Genomic DNA, 20886 nt, shown 5'->3' with positions numbered 1-20886 from the left:
TGAATCTCGTTAGCGAGATAAAAAAAGAGGAGCCATAGCTCCTCCAGTTCACTTGGCCACTCGCCTATCTCCCAGGGGGCAACCCCCAAGTACTTCCGCCGTAGATGGACTTAACTTCTGTGTTCGACATGGGAACAGGTGTATCTCCATCGCAATGATGACCAAATCATTAAATGTTACCTTGAACATTCAAAACTAAATAACAATTCTTCTAACTTTTAAACCATAAGCATATTATATTTGACTCTTTTGGTAAAGTCCTCGAGCGATTAGTACTGGTCCGCTCCAAGTCTCGCAACTCTTCCACTTCCAGCCTATCTACCAGATCATCTCTCTGGGCTCTTAATTCTTACGAATGGGTAATCTCATCTTGAGGTGGGCTTCGCACTTAGATGCTTTCAGCGCTTATCCCTTCCCTACATAGCTATCCAGCCGTGCTCCTGGCGGAACAACTGGTACACCAGCGGTAAGTCCATCCCGGTCCTCTCGTACTAAGGACAGATCCTCTCAAATTACCTACGCCCGCGACGGATAGGGACCGAACTGTCTCACGACGTTCTGAACCCAGCTCGCGTGCCGCTTTAATGGGCGAACAGCCCAACCCTTGGGACCGACTACAGCCCCAGGATGCGACGAGCCGACATCGAGGTGCCAAACCTCCCCGTCGATGTGAACTCTTGGGGGAGATAAGCCTGTTATCCCCAGGGTAGCTTTTATCCGTTGAGCGATGGCCCTTCCATGCGGTACCACCGGATCACTAAGTCCTAGTTTCCTACCTGCTCGAGTTGTAGCTCTCGCAGTCAAGCTGGCTTTTACCTTTACACTCTACGATTGATTTCCAACCAATCTGAGCCAACCTTTGAGCGCCTCCGTTACTCTTTAGGAGGCGACCGCCCCAGTCAAACTGTCCGTCAGACACTGTCTCCCTGGCCGATTATGCCAGCGGGTTAGAGTAACCATAAGTCAAGGGTAGTATCCCAACAACGCCTCAATAGAAACTAGCGTCCCTATTTCAATGGCTCCTACCTATCCTGTACATGACTTACAGGTACTCAATATCAAACTACAGTAAAGCTCCATGGGGTCTTTCCGTCCTGTCGCGGGTAACCTGCATCTTCACAGGTACTAAAATTTCACCGAGTCTCTCGTTGAGACAGTGCCCAAATCATTACGCCTTTCGTGCGGGTCGGAACTTACCCGACAAGGAATTTCGCTACCTTAGGACCGTTATAGTTACGGCCGCCGTTTACTGGGGCTTCAATTCATACCTTCGACTTACGTCTAAGCACTCCTCTTAACCTTCCAGCACCGGGCAGGCGTCACCCCCTATACATCACCTTGCGGTTTAGCAGAGAGCTGTGTTTTTGATAAACAGTTGCTTGGGCCTATTCACTGCGGCTGGCTTTTACACCAGCACCCCTTCTCCCGAAGTTACGGGGCTATTTTGCCGAGTTCCTTAACGAGAGTTCTCTCGATCACCTGAGGCTACTCGCCTCGACTACCTGTGTCGGTTTGCGGTACGGGTAGATATGACTTTACGCTAGAAGCTTTTCTTGGCAGTGTGACATCAGAGAGTTCGCAACCGTAGTTGCTTCCCCATCACAGCTCAATGTTAAAGAGAAATGCATTTGACACATCTCACACCTCACTGCTTAGACCAGAATCCATTAACTGGCATCTCTTAGCCTACTGCGTCCCTCCATCACGATCATATCTAGTACTGGAATATCAACCAGTTGTCCATCGACTACGCCTTTCGGCCTCGCCTTAGGTCCCGACTAACCCAGGGCGGACGAGCCTTCCCCTGGAAACCTTAGTCTTACGGTGGATAAGATTCTCACTTATCTTGCGCTACTCATACCGGCATTCTCACTTCTTAACGCTCCAGCACTCCTCACGGTATACCTTCATCGCGGTTAAGAACGCTCTCCTACCATTGATAAAATATCAATCCAAAGCTTCGGTAATATGTTTAGCCCCGGTACATTTTCGGCGCAGGGTCACTCGACTAGTGAGCTATTACGCACTCTTTGAATGATAGCTGCTTCTGAGCTAACATCCTAGTTGTCTGTGCAACCCCACATCCTTTTCCACTTAACATATATTTTGGGACCTTAGCTGTTGGTCTGGGCTGTTTCCCTTTCGACTACGGATCTTAGCACTCGCAGTCTGACTGCCGAACATGTGTATTAGCATTCGGAGTTTATCTGAGATTGGTAATCCTAGACGGACCCCTCACCCAAACAGTGCTCTACCTCCAATACACTTACATTTCGACGCTAGCCCTAAAGCTATTTCGGAGAGAACCAGCTATCTCCCAGTTCGTTTGGAATTTCTCCGCTATCCACAAGTCATCCAAACACTTTTCAACGTGTCCTGGTTCGGGCCTCCAGTGCGTCTTACCACACCTTCACCCTGCTCATGGATAGGTCACTAGGTTTCGGGTCTACATCATGATACTAAGTCGCCCTATTCAGACTCGGTTTCCCTACGGCTCCGTCTCTTCAACTTAACCTCGCATCATAACGTAACTCGCCGGTTCATTCTACAAAAGGCACGCTCTCACCCATTAACGGGCTCGAACTTCTTGTAGGCACACGGTTTCAGGTGCTATTTCACTCCCCTCTCGGGGTTCTTTTCACCTTTCCCTCACGGTACTGGTTCACTATCGGTCACTAAGGAGTATTTAGGGTTGGGAGATGGTCCTCCCGGATTCAAACTGGATTTCGCGTGTCCAGCCCTACTCAGGATACTGCTAGGTATAAGCGCTATTTCGTCTACGGGATTATTACCCTCTTTGATTAACCTTCCCAGGTTATTCGACTATAATGCTTAAGTCCACGTTGCAGTCCTACAACCCCAAGAAGCAAGCTTCTTGGTTTGCCCTTCTTCGCGTTCGCTCGCCGCTACTTACGAAATCGTTTTTACTTTCTCTTCCTGCAGGTACTTAGATGTTTCAGTTCTCTGCGTTACCTTTACATGAGCTATGTATTCACTCATGAATAACTGCTAGTAGCAGCTGGGTTTCCCCATTCGGAGACCTAGGGATCAATGCGTACTTACTGCTCCCCCTAGAATATCGTCGTTAGTCACGTCCTTCATCGGCTCTTAGTGCCAAGGCATCCACCGTGCGCCCTTATTAACTTTGCCATGATGATTTATAATCATCGTTTTTCAAGTATAAGTTTGTAAATTCTTTAAAATTCACAGCTTTTGGTTTATTTATCGTTATTAGATATTGTTATTTAGTTTTCAATGTTCAAGTGATTTTAACGTCTTGTCTGACAATGGAGCCTAGCGGGATCGAACCGCTGACCTCCTGCGTGCAAAGCAGGCGCTCTCCCAGCTGAGCTAAGGCCCCACAATCAAGAATTTGATTCTTGCTTAGGTTTATCACTAAACCCCTCAAAACTGAATAAAGTTGAATGCTCATGTCTTTGTATATATTCCTTAGAAAGGAGGTGATCCAGCCGCACCTTCCGATACGGCTACCTTGTTACGACTTCACCCCAGTCATCGGTCTTACCTTAGGAAGCGCCCTCCTTGCGGTTAGGCAACCTACTTCGGGTACTCCCAACTCCCGTGGTGTGACGGGCGGTGTGTACAAGGCCCGGGAACGTATTCACCGCGGCGTGCTGATCCGCGATTACTAGCGATTCCGACTTCATGTAGGCGAGTTGCAGCCTACAATCCGAACTGAGAATGGTTTTAAGAGATTAGCTAAACATCACTGTCTCGCGACTCGTTGTACCATCCATTGTAGCACGTGTGTAGCCCAGGTCATAAGGGGCATGATGATTTGACGTCATCCCCACCTTCCTCCGGTTTATCACCGGCAGTCTCGTTAGAGTGCCCAACTTAATGATGGCAACTAACAATAGGGGTTGCGCTCGTTGCGGGACTTAACCCAACATCTCACGACACGAGCTGACGACAACCATGCACCACCTGTATCCCGTGTCCCGAAGGAACTTCCTATCTCTAGGAATAGCACGAGTATGTCAAGACCTGGTAAGGTTCTTCGCGTTGCTTCGAATTAAACCACATGCTCCACCGCTTGTGCGGGCCCCCGTCAATTCCTTTGAGTTTCAACCTTGCGGTCGTACTCCCCAGGCGGAGTGCTTATTGCGTTAGCTGCGATACAGAGAACTTATAGCTCCCTACATCTAGCACTCATCGTTTACGGCGTGGACTACCAGGGTATCTAATCCTGTTTGCTCCCCACGCTTTCGAGCCTCAGTGTCAGTTACAGGCCAGAGAGCCGCTTTCGCCACCGGTGTTCCTCCATATATCTACGCATTTCACCGCTACACATGGAATTCCACTCTCCTCTCCTGCACTCAAGTCTACCAGTTTCCAATGCATACAATGGTTGAGCCACTGCCTTTTACACCAGACTTAATAAACCACCTGCGCTCGCTTTACGCCCAATAAATCCGGACAACGCTCGGGACCTACGTATTACCGCGGCTGCTGGCACGTAGTTAGCCGTCCCTTTCTGGGTAGTTACCGTCACTTGATGAGCTTTCCACTCTCACCAACGTTCTTCTCTACCAACAGAGTTTTACGATCCGAAAACCTTCTTCACTCACGCGGCGTTGCTCGGTCAGACTTTCGTCCATTGCCGAAGATTCCCTACTGCTGCCTCCCGTAGGAGTTTGGGCCGTGTCTCAGTCCCAATGTGGCCGATCACCCTCTCAGGTCGGCTATGTATCATCGCCTTGGTGAGCCTTTACCTCACCAACTAGCTAATACAACGCGGGATCATCTTTGAGTGATGCAATTGCATCTTTCAAACTTAAAACTTGTGTTTAAAGTTTTTATGCGGTATTAGCATTCGTTTCCAAATGTTGTCCCCCGCTCAAAGGCAGATTCCCCACGCGTTACTCACCCGTTCGCTGCTCATCCAGTTGGTACAAGTACCAACCTTCAGCGCTCAACTTGCATGTATTAGGCACGCCGCCAGCGTTCGTCCTGAGCCAGGATCAAACTCTCAAATAAAGTATTTAAGTCACCTTAGTGACTGGCTTGTCTTTCATTATTGATTGACAGATTTTTGATGTATCTTACTACATCACATGAGTCATTCTTCTTTATTCAGTTTTCAATGGTCTAGCTTATCGCTTCAAGACTCTCGTCTCTTGCGACAACTATTATATTCTATCAAACCTAACTAAACTTGTCAAGAATTAACTGTGACTTTTATACCTTTTTTTATCTTACGTTCGCTTTTTCCCTCTCCTGTATTCGCTTTATTTCATACCACCACTAGCTTTGACAAATTAAAAAAAATAAGTCTTTTTTAACTTGCTTTTTTCTTCTCTTATCAAAAAACTCCCTATTTTTACTAAAATAGGGAATTCCTCTTCACTCTTCGTCTTCTGAAAATAAAATAGCCTTTATTTTTTCACGAAGGCGATACCGTTCCATGCGAGTTAGTTCTTCTCCTCGCATTTGTCGAAGTAGTAAGTCTTGATAATGTGCGCTCAAACCTTCATATACTTCTGCCAGCAAATGATTGAAGACCACTTCATTATCTGGACTAGTATCACCTGAATTTATCCAGTCTGAGCATTCATAAACATCTAAACCTATAAAATGGTCATGGCTTCGTTTCTTTGCATAACTTCGCCTTAATTCATCTATTAATCTTTGATGATACTTTACCTTAAATTTTGTATGCAGCTTTTGACCATCGCTCTGCTCTTCTAATAGAAGATGTAAAATAATCATCCCCTCTTGAAGATAATCCTCTATTTTCCATGTTCTAATGCGAATTTGTTTCATTAATTTCATGACTATAGGTTTCATTTCTGAAAACAGAATTTCAAAACCCTCTTCTTCCAAGTAATATGTCATTGGAAAGTTCTCCTTTTATATTATCTTTATTTGATTTATTAGTAAGAAGATAGGGGTGGAGAATGTATATCTAATAAACAGTCAGGGAGCATCTTATTATAATGAGCTATTTTCATATCTATCCTTCCAAGACATTTTTATGGCTTTTATTACATTATAATAATTTTTACGTGTTTTACCTAACGATATTATGCGAATATTCAGAATTTATAACCCAATAAATAAAAGCAAGGCTATTTACCTTGCTTTTTTATTTTATAAGTAATCAGGAGTAGGTTTATTTTTAAAATAAACTCCTGAAATTCTAGAAGCTGCACCTGGTTCTACAAGTTCTAGCGTTTTTGAAATTTCATCAAATGAACCATCATAGTCACGGCTGTTTTCAAATAATTGAAGCGCTCTTGAGATCCCTTGTGCTACTTGTTCATTTGCAGCTTTATACCGATTAGCATATTGAATCAATTGTTCAGCTAATACCGCATGGTCAGTCAAATTAGTCGTTGCTTCTTTTAAAACGTGCATATCTTCAGTGCTTACGTCAACAAGATGATTAATTGTATCAATGTTGATTCTAACTCGTCCTAATTCTTTGAAAAGATTTTGTACTCGATCTCCTGTTGTGAAGAACAAGTCGAGATAATCTTTAGGAAGACCAGGGAGATTACATTTTTCAACATAACGTTTTATTGTACGGAGTTCAGAATCAAAGCGTTCTGCAATTTCTTGAGCTGCTCTTTCTTCATCTCTGAGTCCTGTAAGGGTATCACTAATCTTAATTTGGTTCTTCTCAATATCTTCAAGCGCATTGACTACTGAATTTACTCTACGAGAAAGAATTGAGTAAGGCATTGTTTTAGCTTGAATATTTCCTAGAATTTCATCAACATCTGAGTCAAGAGATTCTAAATGTTCTTGATAACCTCTAACATATCCTTTTTCGTTTCCAGAAAGGATATAGGCTTGTGTAACATGGTCAATTTCAAGGAGAAGATTTTTATTATTTGCTCTGATATGTTCAATATATTCTTTGAGAACTGATGAACGTTTTTCAACATTTCGACGTGCGCTATATTCTCTTTCAAAAATAGCATAAAGTTCTTCAACTTTTTCTTGAATTAAACCAAGTTCAGCTTCTACTCGATCTAGTTCAAATTGTTCTAATAATGAACTACTTTCAACGAGATGATCATGTAAATCATCCATTCTTTCTTTAATGTTGACATTATCGGGAAGAATGTATTCTTCTGCAACGAATTTATCACTCGCTTCTTGCAATTCTTCAAGTCGTTTAGGAACATCTTTTTCAATTGTTTTAATAAATGATGGAATTTGCTCTGTAATTGCACGTAAAGCAATCGTATGTTCTTCAGCAGTCTCCAAAACTTCAGCCGCTTCAATCGGATCTCCTGTTGAGTTTAGCGTTACAAACTGAGAAAATTCTGTTTCGATATTGGCTAAATGTTTTTCAAGTTCAGTAATAACTGTTCCATACAAATCTGCATTGTCAGCAATATCGCTACGTAAGTTATCATATAAATCAAGGGATTCTTGAATTTTATTTGAATTACGCTTTTCTTGTTCAACAAGTTGAGCAACACCTTGACGAATTCCTTCGACATCACCTTCCATTAATTCAATTTGTGCCTCACTATCCGCTACAGATTCACGAGCACGGAAAAAATGAAATGAATCGTTTAATTGTTCAGCTTCAAAAATATGTTCTTCCAAATCAGCAAAAGAATTTGATGATAAGTCAAGCCATTTTTGGTTCCATTCACGGAAAATTGTTTGCGATTGTCCGACGAGATGCATTTTTTTAACAGAATCAATTTCTTCTTGAACAGGCAAATCGAAAAGCGATTCCTTTCGCTCTTCTAAGGCTAGTATGCGGTCTTCTGTTTTCTTTCGCATTAATATTGCAAAAGCATAAAAGGCTACGAGAATAACTAATAAGACAACAATGAGGATAATGACAGTACTTGACATGCTTTACTCCATAAAATGATTTAATTACTTAAAAATAGTTTAATTACTTAGGTTAGATAGATTTTAAATAGATAGAAAATCTCAAATATAATTATAGCATATTGCTTCAAAGAAATACACTATTTTCTTAGTTTTCTAACCGAAAAGCCGTTTTTTATTTTCAAAATAAAAAAAGCAACCTCTAGAGGCTGCTTTTTAATTAAATTAAAGTCCTGCTTTTGCTGCTTCAACTTCTGCTGCGAAGTCTGTTTCAGCTTTTTCAATTCCTTCACCAACTTCAAAACGTGTGAATGCAATTGCTTTAGCTCCTTTTGATTCAAGGAAAGCTTCGACAGTTTTGCTGTCATCCATGATGTAAAGTTGTGCAAGAAGAGCAAATTGTTGGTCAACTTTTGTATTGTCAACGATGAATTTAGCCATTTTACCTGGAAGAATTTTGTCCCAGATTTTTTCTGGTTTTCCTTCAGCTTTGAGTTCTTCTTCAAATGAAGCTTTCGCTGCTGCAAGAACTTCTTCTGTCAATTGGCTCTTAGAACCAAATTCATGGTGTGGAAGTTCTGGTTTGTTAACAAGTACACGGCTAGCGTTGTCTTCATCAATCTTGTGGTTCATTTGTGCTAATTCAGCTTTAACAAATTCTGAATCAAGTTCATCAGCTGAAAGAACTGTAGGGTTCATTGCAGCGATATGCATTGATACTTGCTTAGCAAGTGTTTCATCTGCACCTTCAACGACAGAAACAACCCCAATTTTACCACCGTTATGTTGGTAAGCTCCAAAGTGTTGAGCATCAGTTTTTTCAATTACTGCAAAACGACGGAAAGTAATTTTTTCTCCGATTGTAGCAGTTGCTTGAACAAGTTCTGCTTCAAGAGTAATACCTGAAGCTGTTTCAAGTGCCAATGCTTCTTCGTTAGTTGCTGGTTTTTTAGACGCAATAAGTTCTGCTGTTTCTTTAACCAAGGCAATAAATTGATCATTTTTAGCTACGAAGTCTGTTTCTGAGTTCAATTCAACAATCGCTGCAACATTTCCGTTTACAGCAATTCCTGTAAGTCCTTCAGCGGCTACACGATCAGCTTTTTTAGCTGCTTTCGCAATCCCTTTTTCACGAAGAAGTTCTGCTGCCGCTTCCATATTTCCGTCAGTTTCAACAAGAGCGCGTTTAGCGTCCATGATTCCTGCACCAGTTTTTTCACGTAATTCTTTTACTTGAGCTGCTGTTACTGCCATTTTGTAAATCTCCTATGTGTTTTTTCTGTCAGTATTGACAGTAGTTTTATTTAAAAAAACAGGCGAGGCGTAAGGCCTCGCCTGTTGTAGTTACTTAATTAGTATAAGTTGAAGTTAAAATTATTTACCTTCAACGATTTCAGCAAGTTCTTCAAGTGATTCTTCTGAAGCTGCTTCTTCTGCTACGAAATCTTCCGCTGCATCTTCACCTTGACGTCCTTCAATGATAGCGTCTGCCATTTTAGCTGTAATCAATTTAACAGCACGGATAGCATCATCATTTGCAGGAATAACTACGTCGATTGGTTCTGGATCTGCGTTTGTGTCAACCATTGCTACAACTGGGATTCCCAAAGTTTTAGCTTCTTTAACTGCGATTTGTTCAGCATGTGGGTCAACGATGTACATAACATCTGGAATACGAGGCATATCAGCGATACCACCGATGAATTTTTCAAGGCGTTCGCGTTCTTTGTTAAGAAGAACTACTTCTTTCTTAGGTAAAACTTCGAAAGTTCCTTCTTCTTCCATTTTGTTGATTTCTTTAAGGCGTGTCACACGTGTTTGGATAGTGTTCCAGTTAGTGAGCATACCACCCAACCAACGGTGGTTTACGTAGTATTGACCAGCGCGGAGAGCTTCTTCTTTAACTGCTTCTGCAGCTTGTTTTTTAGTACCAACAAAAAGAACTACTGCACCTTCTTGTGAAGCGTTTTTTACATAGTTGTAAGCATCGTCAACAAGTTTTACAGTTTTTTGAAGGTCGATAACGTGGATACCATTACGTTCTGTGAAGATGTATGGTTTCATTTTTGGGTTCCAACGACGAGTTTGGTGACCGAAGTGAACACCAGCTTCAAGAAGTTGTTTCATTGAAATAACTGACATGTTAATGTCTCCTTTTAAAATAGTTTTTCCTCTTTCATCTGTCATCCGCAGCCGCAATACTTGCGTACACTACGACTTTGTCGAGACGAAATGCGAGATGGTTGCATAGCAACTCTATCATTATACATTGTTTGACCTATTTTTGCAAGTATCTATTCATGCTTCTATTGTTCAGTAAATCTATTTTTCTAACCACTCCTATTATCTGACAAATTTAATTGTTAATTTAGGCTCTATAATCACTAAAAGAGTAAGTTTTTAAATTTTTTTCTAAGAAAAAAATTAATATTTTTGCTGAAACCGCTTTTTTTGTGATAAAATAATTATAGTAAATAAATTAGTTTGTGAGGAGAGAAATATGAAAGAAAAAATCCTTTTAGGCGGCTATACAAAACGTGTATCTAAAGGCGTATATAGTGTTCTTTTGGACACTAAAGCTGCTGAATTATCATCATTAAATGAAGTCGCTGCGGTTCAAAACCCTACTTATATCACTCTCGATGAAAAGGGACACCTCTATACTTGTGCAGCAGATAGTAATGGTGGAGGAATCGCCGCCTTTGATTTTGATGGCGAAACTGCTACTCATCTCGGAAATGTCACAACCACGGGAGCTCCACTCTGCTATGTTGCCGTGGACGAAGCGCGCCAATTAGTTTACGGAGCGAACTATCATCTTGGAGAAGTTCGTGTTTATAAGATTCAAGCTAATGGCTCACTCCGATTAACGGATACAGTGAAACATACCGGTTCTGGGCCACGTCCTGAGCAATCTAGCTCACACGTTCATTATTCGGATTTGACTCCTGACGGACGACTTGTCACCTGTGATTTGGGAACAGATGAAGTCACTGTTTATGATGTCATTGGTGAAGGTAAACTCAATATTGCTACAATTTATCGGGCAGAAAAAGGAATGGGTGCTCGTCATATTACTTTCCATCCAAATGGTAAAATCGCTTATTTGGTTGGAGAGTTAAATTCAACAATTGAAGTTTTAAGTTACAATGAAGAAAAAGGACGCTTTGCTCGTCTTCAAACAATTGGCACCCTACCTGAAGATTATCATGGAGCAAATGGTGTTGCTGCCATCCGTATTTCATCTGACGGTAAATTCCTCTATACTTCTAATCGTGGACATGATTCTTTGACAACTTACAAAGTAAGTCCTCTTGGTACAAAACTTGAAACTATTGGCTGGACAAATACTGAAGGTCATATCCCTCGCGATTTTAATTTCAACAAAACTGAAGATTATATCATTGTCGCTCATCAAGAATCTGATAATTTATCTCTTTTCTTGCGAGATAAAAAAACCGGTACTTTAACTTTGGAACAAAAAGATTTTTACGCTCCTGAAATCACTTGTGTTTTACCACTATAAAAATTTATTTTTTTACAAAGTTTGACTGATAAACTAAAAAAGATTGCTAATTCCTCTCAAAGAATTAGCAATCTTTTTTTCTTCAGTAAAGCTTGTTATAAACCGCTTTCTAAACTTTTGATGAGTGTTTTTGTAAAAACTATCACAATATTACTTGACATCTATAAAAAACTTTGTTAAACTATTCACGTAAAAGAAAGTGAATGAAATCACAAAGGAGAACCTACAAATATGGCAACTAAAAAAGCCGCTCCAGCTGCAAAGAAAGTTTTAAGCGCTGAAGAAAAAGCCGCAAAATTCCAAGAAGCTGTTGCTTATACTGACAAATTAGTCAAAAAAGCACAAGCTGCTGTTCTTAAATTTGAAGGATATACACAAACTCAAGTCGATACTATTGTCGCTGCAATGGCTCTTGCAGCAAGCAAACATTCTCTAGAACTCGCTCATGAAGCCGTTAACGAAACTGGTCGTGGTGTTGTCGAAGACAAAGATACCAAAAACCACTTTGCTTCTGAATCTGTTTATAACGCAATTAAAAATGACAAAACTGTTGGTGTCATTTCTGAAAACAAGGTTGCTGGATCTGTTGAAATCGCAAGCCCTCTCGGTGTACTTGCTGGTATCGTTCCAACGACTAATCCAACATCAACAGCAATCTTTAAATCTTTATTGACTGCAAAAACACGTAATGCTATTGTTTTCGCTTTCCACCCACAAGCTCAAAAATGTTCAAGCCATGCAGCAAAAATTGTTTACGATGCTGCAATTGAAGCTGGTGCACCGGAAGACTTTATTCAATGGATTGAAGTACCAAGTCTTGACATGACTACCGCCTTGATTCAAAACCGTGGACTTGCAACAATCCTTGCAACTGGTGGCCCAGGAATGGTAAACGCCGCACTCAAATCTGGTAACCCTTCACTCGGTGTTGGAGCTGGTAATGGTGCTGTTTATGTTGATGCAACTGCAAATATTGAACGTGCCGTTGAAGACCTTTTGCTTTCAAAACGTTTTGATAATGGGATGATTTGTGCCACTGAAAATTCAGCTGTTATTGATGCTTCAGTTTATGATGAATTTATTGCTAAAATGCAAGAACAAGGCGCTTATATGGTTCCTAAAAAAGACTACAAAGCTATTGAAAGTTTCGTTTTTGTTGAACGTGCTGGTGAAGGTTTTGGAGTAACTGGTCCTGTTGCCGGTCGTTCTGGTCAATGGATTGCTGAACAAGCTGGTGTCAAAGTTCCTAAAGATAAAGATGTCCTTCTTTTTGAACTTGATAAGAAAAATATTGGTGAAGCACTTTCTTCTGAAAAACTTTCTCCTTTGCTTTCAATCTACAAAGCTGAAACACGTGAAGAAGGAATTGAGATTGTACGTAGCTTACTTGCTTATCAAGGTGCTGGACATAATGCTGCAATTCAAATCGGTGCAATGGATGATCCATTCGTTAAAGAATATGGCGAAAAAGTTGAAGCTTCTCGTATCCTCGTTAACCAACCAGATTCTATTGGTGGGGTCGGAGATATCTATACTGATGCAATGCGTCCATCACTTACACTTGGAACTGGTTCATGGGGGAAAAATTCACTTTCACACAATTTGAGTACATACGATCTATTGAATGTTAAAACAGTGGCTAAACGTCGTAATCGCCCACAATGGGTTCGTTTGCCAAAAGAAATTTACTACGAAAAAAATGCAATTTCTTACTTACAAGAATTGCCACACGTCCACAAAGCTTTCATCGTTGCTGACCCTGGTATGGTTAAATTTGGTTTCGTTGATAAAGTTTTGGAACAACTTGCTATCCGCCCAACTCAAGTTGAAACAAGCATTTATGGCTCTGTTCAACCTGACCCAACTTTGAGCGAAGCAATTGCAATCGCTCGTCAAATGAAACAATTTGAACCTGACACTGTCATCTGTCTTGGTGGTGGTTCTGCTCTCGATGCTGGTAAGATTGGTCGTTTGATTTATGAATATGATGCCCGTGGTGAAGCTGACCTTTCTGATGATGCAAGTTTGAAAGAACTTTTCCAAGAATTAGCTCAAAAATTTGTCGATATTCGTAAACGTATTATTAAATTCTACCATCCACATAAAGCACAAATGGTTGCAATTCCTACTACTTCTGGTACTGGTTCTGAAGTGACTCCATTTGCAGTTATCACTGATGATGAAACTCATGTTAAGTACCCACTTGCTGACTACCAATTAACACCACAAGTTGCCATTGTTGACCCTGAGTTTGTTATGACTGTACCAAAACGTACTGTTTCTTGGTCTGGTATTGATGCGATGTCACACGCGCTTGAATCTTATGTTTCTGTTATGTCTTCTGACTATACAAAACCAATTTCACTTCAAGCGATCAAACTCATCTTTGAAAACTTGACTGAGTCTTATCAATATGACCCGGCTCATCCAACTAAAGAAGGACAAAAAGCCCGCGAAAACATGCACAATGCTGCAACACTCGCTGGTATGGCCTTCGCTAATGCTTTCCTTGGAATTAACCACTCACTTGCTCATAAAATTGGTGGTGAATTTGGACTTCCTCATGGTCTTGCCATCGCCATTGCTATGCCACATGTCATTAAATTTAACGCTGTAACAGGAAACGTTAAACGTACCCCTTACCCACGTTATGAAACATATCGTGCTCAAGAGGACTATGCTGAAATTTCACGCTTTATGGGATTTGCTGGTAAAGATGATTCAGATGAAAAAGCTGTGCAAGCTCTGGTTGCTGAACTTAAGAAATTGACCGATAGCATTGATATTAATATCACCCTTTCAGGAAATGGTGTCGATAAAGCTCACCTTGAACGTGAACTTGATAAATTGGCTGACCTTGTTTATGATGATCAATGTACTCCTGCTAATCCTCGTCAACCAAGAATTGATGAGATTAAACAGTTGTTGTTAGATCAATACTAATAATCTGTTGATAAAAATAATAAAAACGCTCTGATGAATTCGTCAGAGCATTTTTTATTATAGCTTATACAACTATCAAAAGGTATAAATCAATTTCGATATAGGCTCTTTTCACTCCATTGATTTATATTTCTATAAAAATCAATAATTAATTAGCGATAGAAGTCGAGTTCATGCATGCTAATAATGAAATTGTTTTAAATTCTGGTTTTTCTTTATGTTCTTTGCGAACATCTTTCACAGTTTCTTTGTTCATGAAAATTCCTCCTTATTATGGTACTATTTTGAGCCCAAATAGTTATATAAGAATCCTAAACTTCGGATATCTTATCAAAGATTAATTAATAATAAAATAAATTAGGGGTTCTTCTATTCCCAACAGAGCATCATTATCTACGAAGCCTAATGGACAACCGTATATCTCTTTTTCTGAAAGTAGTAGTTGAAAATTTTGCAGAAAAGCACCACATTCGATTGAAGCATACCTTATCCCACAATTACCATATTTACCAAAATATTTATCGTAATCATATGCCACAGCAATAAGAATTGAACTTGAAGAAAAATATTTATCATCATAAAAACAAGTTTTTTTAATTTGATTTATCTCGAATTTCTCTGTACTTATCTCCCCTTTAGAGTTAAATATTTTTTTATTGTTCTTATAAAAAAGTAAAACTTTCAAACCATATATAGCTCCGGCAGAAGGAACGCTATGTTTCTCAAAATTATAGTAGGATTTTTTTACTACTTCTATTACACTTTCAACATTTACACCAATATTATGAAATTTATTTGATTTTCTTAGTTGAATAAGCTCTTCAAGATTCTTCAACGATTTTCTCCTTGATTAACTCTTTCAGAAATTCATCTTCATCATCTGTCCACTCTCTATCACTTTCTTGTTCAAGAACTGCCAATAAAATATCAAAACCTGTATCGTTGAATTGTGTTAATTCCGCCCTTGAGAAATTGAAGACTGCTTTATCTGTTTTTCTGAGCGTAAATAATGGGTTTAATTTATACTTCATTTATTTGTTCTCCATTTTTCTAATATATATTTTTTATATTCTACAGCTGGTTCAGAAGTGGAAATATTTCCAATAACATCTCCTGTTTCTTCAATTGCTAAATCCCCGTTTGCATATATTGTCAGGGAGGGATATTCCGATACATAATTTAATGTTTCTTGAACAGGCGAGTAGCGTACATAAATCCCATCAGTATTATATTGTCTTGCAAAGATTTTTAACTCTTCTTTTTGAATTTCTGTTAATTTATATACTTGATTTTCTCCATCATAAGTTGAAAGTTTCAACAGTTCGGCTCCTGTTTCTTTAGCATAACTCACAATTTTACTAAGCTCTCCAATATTTTTTCGAGTGACACAAGTTGCAAAACCATATAATATCCCCAATTCTTTTAAATATTTCACAGTTTTTTCAACTTTTCTAAGATGCCCGTTTTCTTTGTAATTATCCAATTTTGAATATCGCAAACTATCAATGCCTATCTGTAAATATCGAATTCCTGCTGATTTTAACTGATATAAATACTTATAGGATACGTCAACTGCATTAGTCGCTATAGTTGGATAATTCTTATGTTCTGATAGTAATTGGACAAAATAAATAAGTTTTGGGTGGAGAATTGGATCTCCCCCACAAATAGCAACTAATGGTACTTTATATTTTTCTAAATAATAAGCTATTTTTTCTAAATCTTCTTTTGAGATCTCCTTTGTATTTAACATCTTCATTTCTTTAAGGAAGCAGTAATCACATTCGTAATGACAATGATTAGTTAAATATATATACACCTTAATTGGTAAAAAAAGTTCGTCATCTCTAAACATATTTTTTCCCCTTTCCAAAGATACCTAAAGCCATAATAATTAGGACAAAAATTGCACTAATATATAAATAGGTCATCAAATAGTTATCAACTCCCCCTTGAACAACACCCATCAGGAAGAAAGAAGCAGATAGTAAAAGCTGGGCCATTGTAGAATAAAGAGAAAAAATAGTTGTTTTATCGTCTCTATCCTTAATCGCGGTGTTGATAAAATAAGAGGAGAGTCCTTCTGAAAATAGTCTGATAATCTGCATACTTGAAAATATTATCGCTACAATCAAAAAACGAAAAAGATTTCCTGGTATAAAATGTTCAATTACCAATACTCCTTGAAAAGTAAGAACCGCAAAAGAAACAAGGAGTAATGTTGAAAGTTTGAACAGCGATACTTTCTTTTTCAAAACTCTCAAAAGAACGAATATCGACAGGTTCACTATCATAATAAGTAGGCCATAATAATAAAGAGGAATACCTAATGAAGTCATAACTGGTTGGTATAAAGAAAATGTCCCCCTTGAAATACAAAATAAAAGGGCAAGCGAGAACAAGAGAAATAACAATTTATGATTTAAGGACTTTACTTTCATTTTTATTTTTGTCATTTCTTTATGTATCGCTTCAGAACACATGAAAATAGCAGATAATAATTTGATGATTTTTATCGATAAATCCAATATAAGTGGCAAAATCACTAGATAGGAAAATAGAACCGTGGAAACAAATCCAGAAATTGCTGCTATAATCGCTCCTATGGAAAAATATGAGGCGGATTTCTCCATAAAATCTTTTTCAGTTTTTCCTTCTCTCTTAAACATATTAAATATTAACACTTCATAATTACCACTCGCTAAAGCCAACATGCCTGTTCTTATAATTTCTATAATTAAAACTGGAATAAATAAAGAGCCTTTTATCAAACTAGGAAGAAAAAGTAAAGTTATAAGACACACAATTTCCGCACCATTTCCTAATACTAACATTAATTTCCTATCGAACTTATCGGATAAGTAACCTGTTGGAATCTGAACGAACAACGAAATTAACAAACATAAGCCCATAATACTTGAAAAATCTGAAAAAGAAAGCTTTAAATACACACTGAAAAATATAACCTCTACAACCGTTATAAATGCATCATCAAAAAGTATTCTATTTATGAATAAAATTTTCTGACCATTGAAAAATTGAGTCATTGGTACCCCCCCACATTCCTCAAATAGCGGACATAAGTTACACGAGGTTGATTTTCGATATTTCCCCGCTCTCCATATATTAAAAATCGAACTTGTTCCCCATATGTAATCAAAACTTGAACCATCGTTACCTAATTTTTCGATAGATTTTTGGGTTTGAGATACTACAGGACAGGCTGAAAGTGTCAAGTCACTATTTATAACGCAGGCAGCTGTTCCAGCACCACAACCTAAAGTTTCAGCGGTATTCTCTTCTTTTAGGTAAGTTGTGACAATTAGATTATCTGGTATTTTTAAATCTGAGCATGCTCGAACTAAACCTTCATAATCCATGAATAGGCGTTCTTTTTCTAATAATCCCGTTCCCATGGGCATAAATGGCATTAATCGCAATTCTCTACACCCTAATGTGGCACACATATCAATCATTTGTTGAATGGTAGAATTATTTTCTTTTGTCACGACCATAGCAAGCCGTGTAGGAACATTCTCTTTTACTAATAGTGCTACACTTTTTATTGCACTTTCAAATGTTCCTTTCCCTCTGACTGCGTCATTGATTAACTTTTGGGGAGACTCTAAAGAAATTTGAACCTCTTTTAAATATTTGGATTTAGAAAGTATTCTAATTAACTCTTCATTTCTAAATAGTTTTTGACCATTAGTTGAAAATGAGTATGAAATTCTCAATTTTTCTAGTTGAATAATAATATGTTCAAAGTACTCACATTCTGTCGGTTCACCGCCCAATAGAGAAACATGGGTAAATTCTTTATCTTGTATAATATCTAGGACCTGATTTATTTCATCAAGCTCCAACTCTTTTCCTTGATAATCTTCCAAATAACAAAATTTACACCTTAAATTACATTTGTTGGTAAGCATCCAAGTCAGGAACAGTGGATTTTTTAGGTAATTAATCATCTTACTTCTCCAATCTATAAAAAAATACAGATAATTTTTATTATCTGTATCTTAACATATAAAATTGGGTGGAAATTTTCTTTTGGAATATATGCCAAAGCCCTATAATTTTTCAATTTCTTCAAAAAGGACCTTTGCTTCTAGTGGGAAACCATAATCTGCAAGAGTTTGCGCGTGTTTTTTCATTTCTTCTATCGCTCCGTTTTGTTTTTGCAATACCTTATAATGAGCTTTGTGATATTCAAAGAGAATTTTTTCATAGAAAAAATTGATACTTATTCCTATTTCTTTTAAATGGTTGATATATTTAAAAGCTTGTATTAAGTTTTCTCGACGTAACCAAGTATCAATGAGATTTAAAAATGTTCTTATTACGATCTGTTGATTGAGATGAATTGAATGATAATAATTTGATTTTCCTAAAATTTGCATTCCGTAATACTTTAGTGCATTATCATCAAAATGTCGAAGACAATTGCCAAAAACCCACAGTTCATAGCGTCCCCATTCGCTGACAGATTCAAGGTAGTTCATCAAAAGATCAGTATCTTTTTTGATATCCTCTGCATTTTGAACCATTACAAAGTTGGTTTTAACTACTGTTTCATTAATTTTATAGTATTTATTTTCAGGATTTTGTTGAGATTTTTCTTTCCAAAAATTATGAATTTCTACGATTTTCTCGATGTTTTTTTGCGCATAAGCAACCGCCAACTTGTGACGAAAGTTGTATTCATCTGATTGTTCATAGTCGTTATAAAGATTTTGAAATTCGTCTAAATAGACATTTGAATTTTCTAGGACGGTAAATAGTTTACCCACCGTAATCTCTGTTTCTCCTTTTTCAAATTTTGCGAGCTGAGATTCTGAAAAAGAACCACCAGTCATTTCTTTTAATTTTAGATGCTTCGTTTCTCTGATAAAAGCAATGATTTCTCCGGTTTTTAAATTTTTTTCCATTTCATTTTCCCTTTGTCATATATTCCAAATTTATTAAATTATTTGAAATTATTATACAACTTTGCTTTTAGCTTGTAAACTAGATGAAAAAACTACTGACAGAAAAGCTGTCAGTAGTTTTTATTTTTCTAAATAATCTAAAGCGTCCTGAATAGTTTTGACGGGAACGATTTTCATCTTCGTTTTTAGTTTTTTAGCGGCGGCTTTGGCTCCAAGGTAATTGTTGCTACTTTCTTTTTTGGTGCCTGAGTCAGGCACCAAGAAGACCTTTGCCCCTTCTTTGCTCGCTGTGGCTACTTTTTTATCAACACCGCCGATTTGGCCAATGCTTCCGTCATGTTCAATCGTCCCAGTTCCAGCAATTTCGCGACCGTTTCGCAAATCTTTTCCTGTCAACTGACTGTAAATTTCTAGTGTAAACATCATCCCCGCAGAGGGACCACCGATTGAACCCGCGTTGACAGTAACTTTTGGAGTCGTCACGACTTCAGTATGGTCAACTAGGCTGATCCCAATTCCTGTTTTTCCATTAGCAATTTTGATGTATTTGCCAGTTGACTTGTGCTTTGTGCCGTCAATTCTCGTGTATTCAATCGTTACTGAATCACCGACTTTTTGTTTGGAAACATAAGCAATCATGTCGGCACTTGATGTAAACTGTTGACCATTGACTGCTGTAATCGTATCTGCAAGTTCTAGCTTATTTTTAAAGGTCGAATTTTTGGCAATATCAAGGACATAAACGCCTTCATATTTAAGTTCATAAGGTTTATTAGCTAATTTAAAAGCTTGATAAATCGCTGTATTCTGTGCCGTTTCCATGTAAAACTGGTTGACACGGTTGAACTGTGCGTCGTTAAGTCCACCAGTCATTTCTTGCTCACTGTAAATGCTTGTAAAACTATTAAAATGGCTGTAAATCATTGTAGCAAGATTTGCTCGTGCAATTTGGACAGTCGTCAGGAAAAAATCACCTTTATGTTCATCTTTTTTGCCTTCAACTTTGACCATTTTTCCTAAAGGCTCGGTTGTTCCGGGCATTTCCACATAGTAACTTGTTGGATAAAATAAAGCTAAAAGGGCAACAACAATTAGACCAATCGAGATTCCCCATTTTAATTTGGGATTAATTTTTTTATTTTTTTTCATCTAATTTCCTTAATTCACGACTCACATTTTCTGGAACCCAAGCACTGACATCTTGACCAAAGGCATGTAATTCTCGCATCCGTGTTGAATTTAATGGTTCAAGTTCTGGTTTTGCTAAGAAAAAGATGGTTTCAATGCCTGTCATCTCCATATTAAAATAGAACATATTTTTTTCATATTCTAAATCTTGGCTATTACGTAAAGAACGAACCAGAGCTGTCACGCCAAGTTTTTTAGCAATATTCACTGTCAAATCACGTTCATGTTTGATGACTTTGACTTTATGAGTTACTGACAGACTTGTCAGTGCTTCTTCTAGCATTTCCACTCGTTTATCAGTTGGAAAAAGTGGATTTTTTTGGTCATTTTTAAAAATTCCAACATAAAGTTGATCAAAATGTTGACTGGCACGTTTGATAACGTCTAAATGACCATTTGTCAGTGGGTCAAAAGTTCCTGTAAAGAGTCCAATTTTTTCTGTCATTACTTTTTTCTTTCTTAATTTACTGACAG

At 38.2% G+C, this 20886-nt stretch carries 13 protein-coding genes, 1 tRNA gene and 3 rRNA genes; 2 read left to right on the top strand and 15 right to left on the bottom strand.

Annotated elements, in window-relative coordinates; genetic code table 11:
* Window positions 1–50: 50 nt before the first annotated feature.
* The 8 genes from rrf to rpsB form a co-directional block, all read right to left on the bottom strand.
* Window positions 51–166 (bottom strand): 5S ribosomal RNA (gene rrf / locus MHB61_RS10025).
* An 83-nt stretch (window positions 167–249) separates the two neighbouring features.
* Window positions 250–3150 (bottom strand): 23S ribosomal RNA (locus MHB61_RS10020).
* Between the two features lie 138 nt (window positions 3151–3288).
* Window positions 3289–3361 (bottom strand) — tRNA-Ala (locus tag MHB61_RS10015).
* A gap of 93 nt (window positions 3362–3454) precedes the next feature.
* Window positions 3455–5001: ribosomal RNA gene (locus MHB61_RS10010) — 16S ribosomal RNA — on the bottom strand.
* The 16S, 23S and 5S rRNA genes sit together here with 1 tRNA gene alongside, the layout of an rRNA operon.
* Window positions 5002–5367: 366 nt before the next feature.
* Entirely contained in the window at window positions 5368–5859 is a 492-nt protein-coding gene (locus MHB61_RS10005; protein ID WP_014570828.1) for a hypothetical protein, read from the bottom strand.
* Window positions 5860–6114: 255 nt separating this feature from the next.
* The gene (ezrA, locus tag MHB61_RS10000; protein ID WP_003132670.1) at window positions 6115–7845 is read right to left on the bottom strand and encodes a septation ring formation regulator EzrA; all 1731 of its coding nucleotides are present in this window, start codon (window positions 7843–7845) and stop codon (window positions 6115–6117) included.
* 204 nt (window positions 7846–8049) lie between these two features.
* Window positions 8050–9078, bottom strand: a complete 1029-nt coding sequence (gene tsf, locus MHB61_RS09995) for a translation elongation factor Ts (RefSeq protein ID WP_003132668.1) — start codon at window positions 9076–9078, stop codon at window positions 8050–8052.
* Window positions 9079–9198: 120 nt separating this feature from the next.
* Window positions 9199–9966, bottom strand: a complete 768-nt coding sequence (gene rpsB, locus MHB61_RS09990) for a 30S ribosomal protein S2 (protein ID WP_011836067.1) — start codon at window positions 9964–9966, stop codon at window positions 9199–9201.
* Between the two features lie 358 nt (window positions 9967–10324).
* Here rpsB and MHB61_RS09985 point away from each other — a divergent pair, with 358 nt between their 5' ends.
* Complete coding sequence (locus MHB61_RS09985) at window positions 10325–11350, top strand: lactonase family protein (protein WP_003132665.1); 1026 nt, start codon at window positions 10325–10327, stop codon at window positions 11348–11350.
* A gap of 231 nt (window positions 11351–11581) precedes the next feature.
* Window positions 11582–14293 (top strand): bifunctional acetaldehyde-CoA/alcohol dehydrogenase, encoded by a 2712-nt coding sequence (adhE, locus tag MHB61_RS09980; RefSeq protein WP_003132664.1) that lies wholly within the window; start codon window positions 11582–11584, stop codon window positions 14291–14293.
* A 337-nt stretch (window positions 14294–14630) separates the two neighbouring features.
* Here adhE and MHB61_RS09975 read toward each other — a convergent pair whose 3' ends face one another.
* The 7 genes from MHB61_RS09975 to coaD form a co-directional block, all read right to left on the bottom strand.
* Window positions 14631–15128 carry a nitroreductase family protein gene (locus tag MHB61_RS09975; RefSeq protein WP_003132662.1) on the bottom strand — a complete coding sequence of 166 codons (498 nt, stop codon included), beginning with the start codon at window positions 15126–15128 and terminating at the stop codon, window positions 14631–14633.
* Complete coding sequence (locus MHB61_RS09970) at window positions 15115–15324, bottom strand: hypothetical protein (RefSeq protein ID WP_003132661.1); 210 nt, start codon at window positions 15322–15324, stop codon at window positions 15115–15117. The genes MHB61_RS09975 and MHB61_RS09970 overlap by 14 nt, the downstream gene beginning before the upstream one ends.
* A complete protein-coding gene (locus MHB61_RS09965; RefSeq protein WP_137016648.1) occupies window positions 15321–16148 on the bottom strand; it encodes a radical SAM protein in 828 nt (275 codons plus the stop codon). Before MHB61_RS09965 ends, MHB61_RS09970 begins: the two co-directional genes overlap by 4 nt.
* The gene (locus MHB61_RS09960; RefSeq protein WP_310916008.1) at window positions 16141–18225 is read right to left on the bottom strand and encodes a radical SAM protein; all 2085 of its coding nucleotides are present in this window, start codon (window positions 18223–18225) and stop codon (window positions 16141–16143) included. Before MHB61_RS09960 ends, MHB61_RS09965 begins: the two co-directional genes overlap by 8 nt.
* Before the next feature lie 141 nt (window positions 18226–18366).
* Window positions 18367–19224: an Rgg/GadR/MutR family transcriptional regulator gene (locus MHB61_RS09955; RefSeq protein ID WP_003132658.1), complete on the bottom strand. Its 858-nt coding sequence runs from the start codon at window positions 19222–19224 to the stop codon at window positions 18367–18369.
* 120 nt (window positions 19225–19344) lie between these two features.
* A complete protein-coding gene (locus MHB61_RS09950) occupies window positions 19345–20373 on the bottom strand; it encodes a SepM family pheromone-processing serine protease (protein WP_003132657.1) in 1029 nt (342 codons plus the stop codon).
* The gene (gene coaD / locus MHB61_RS09945) at window positions 20360–20857 is read right to left on the bottom strand and encodes a pantetheine-phosphate adenylyltransferase (RefSeq protein ID WP_010906348.1); all 498 of its coding nucleotides are present in this window, start codon (window positions 20855–20857) and stop codon (window positions 20360–20362) included. Before coaD ends, MHB61_RS09950 begins: the two co-directional genes overlap by 14 nt.
* Window positions 20858–20886 lie beyond the last annotated feature (29 nt).

Origin of the sequence: Lactococcus sp. FSL K6-0773 (assembly GCF_038006485.1) — a bacterium.
GTDB lineage: Bacteria > Bacillota > Bacilli > Lactobacillales > Streptococcaceae > Lactococcus > Lactococcus lactis.
This window is presented reverse-complemented; position numbering and strand designations above follow the sequence as displayed.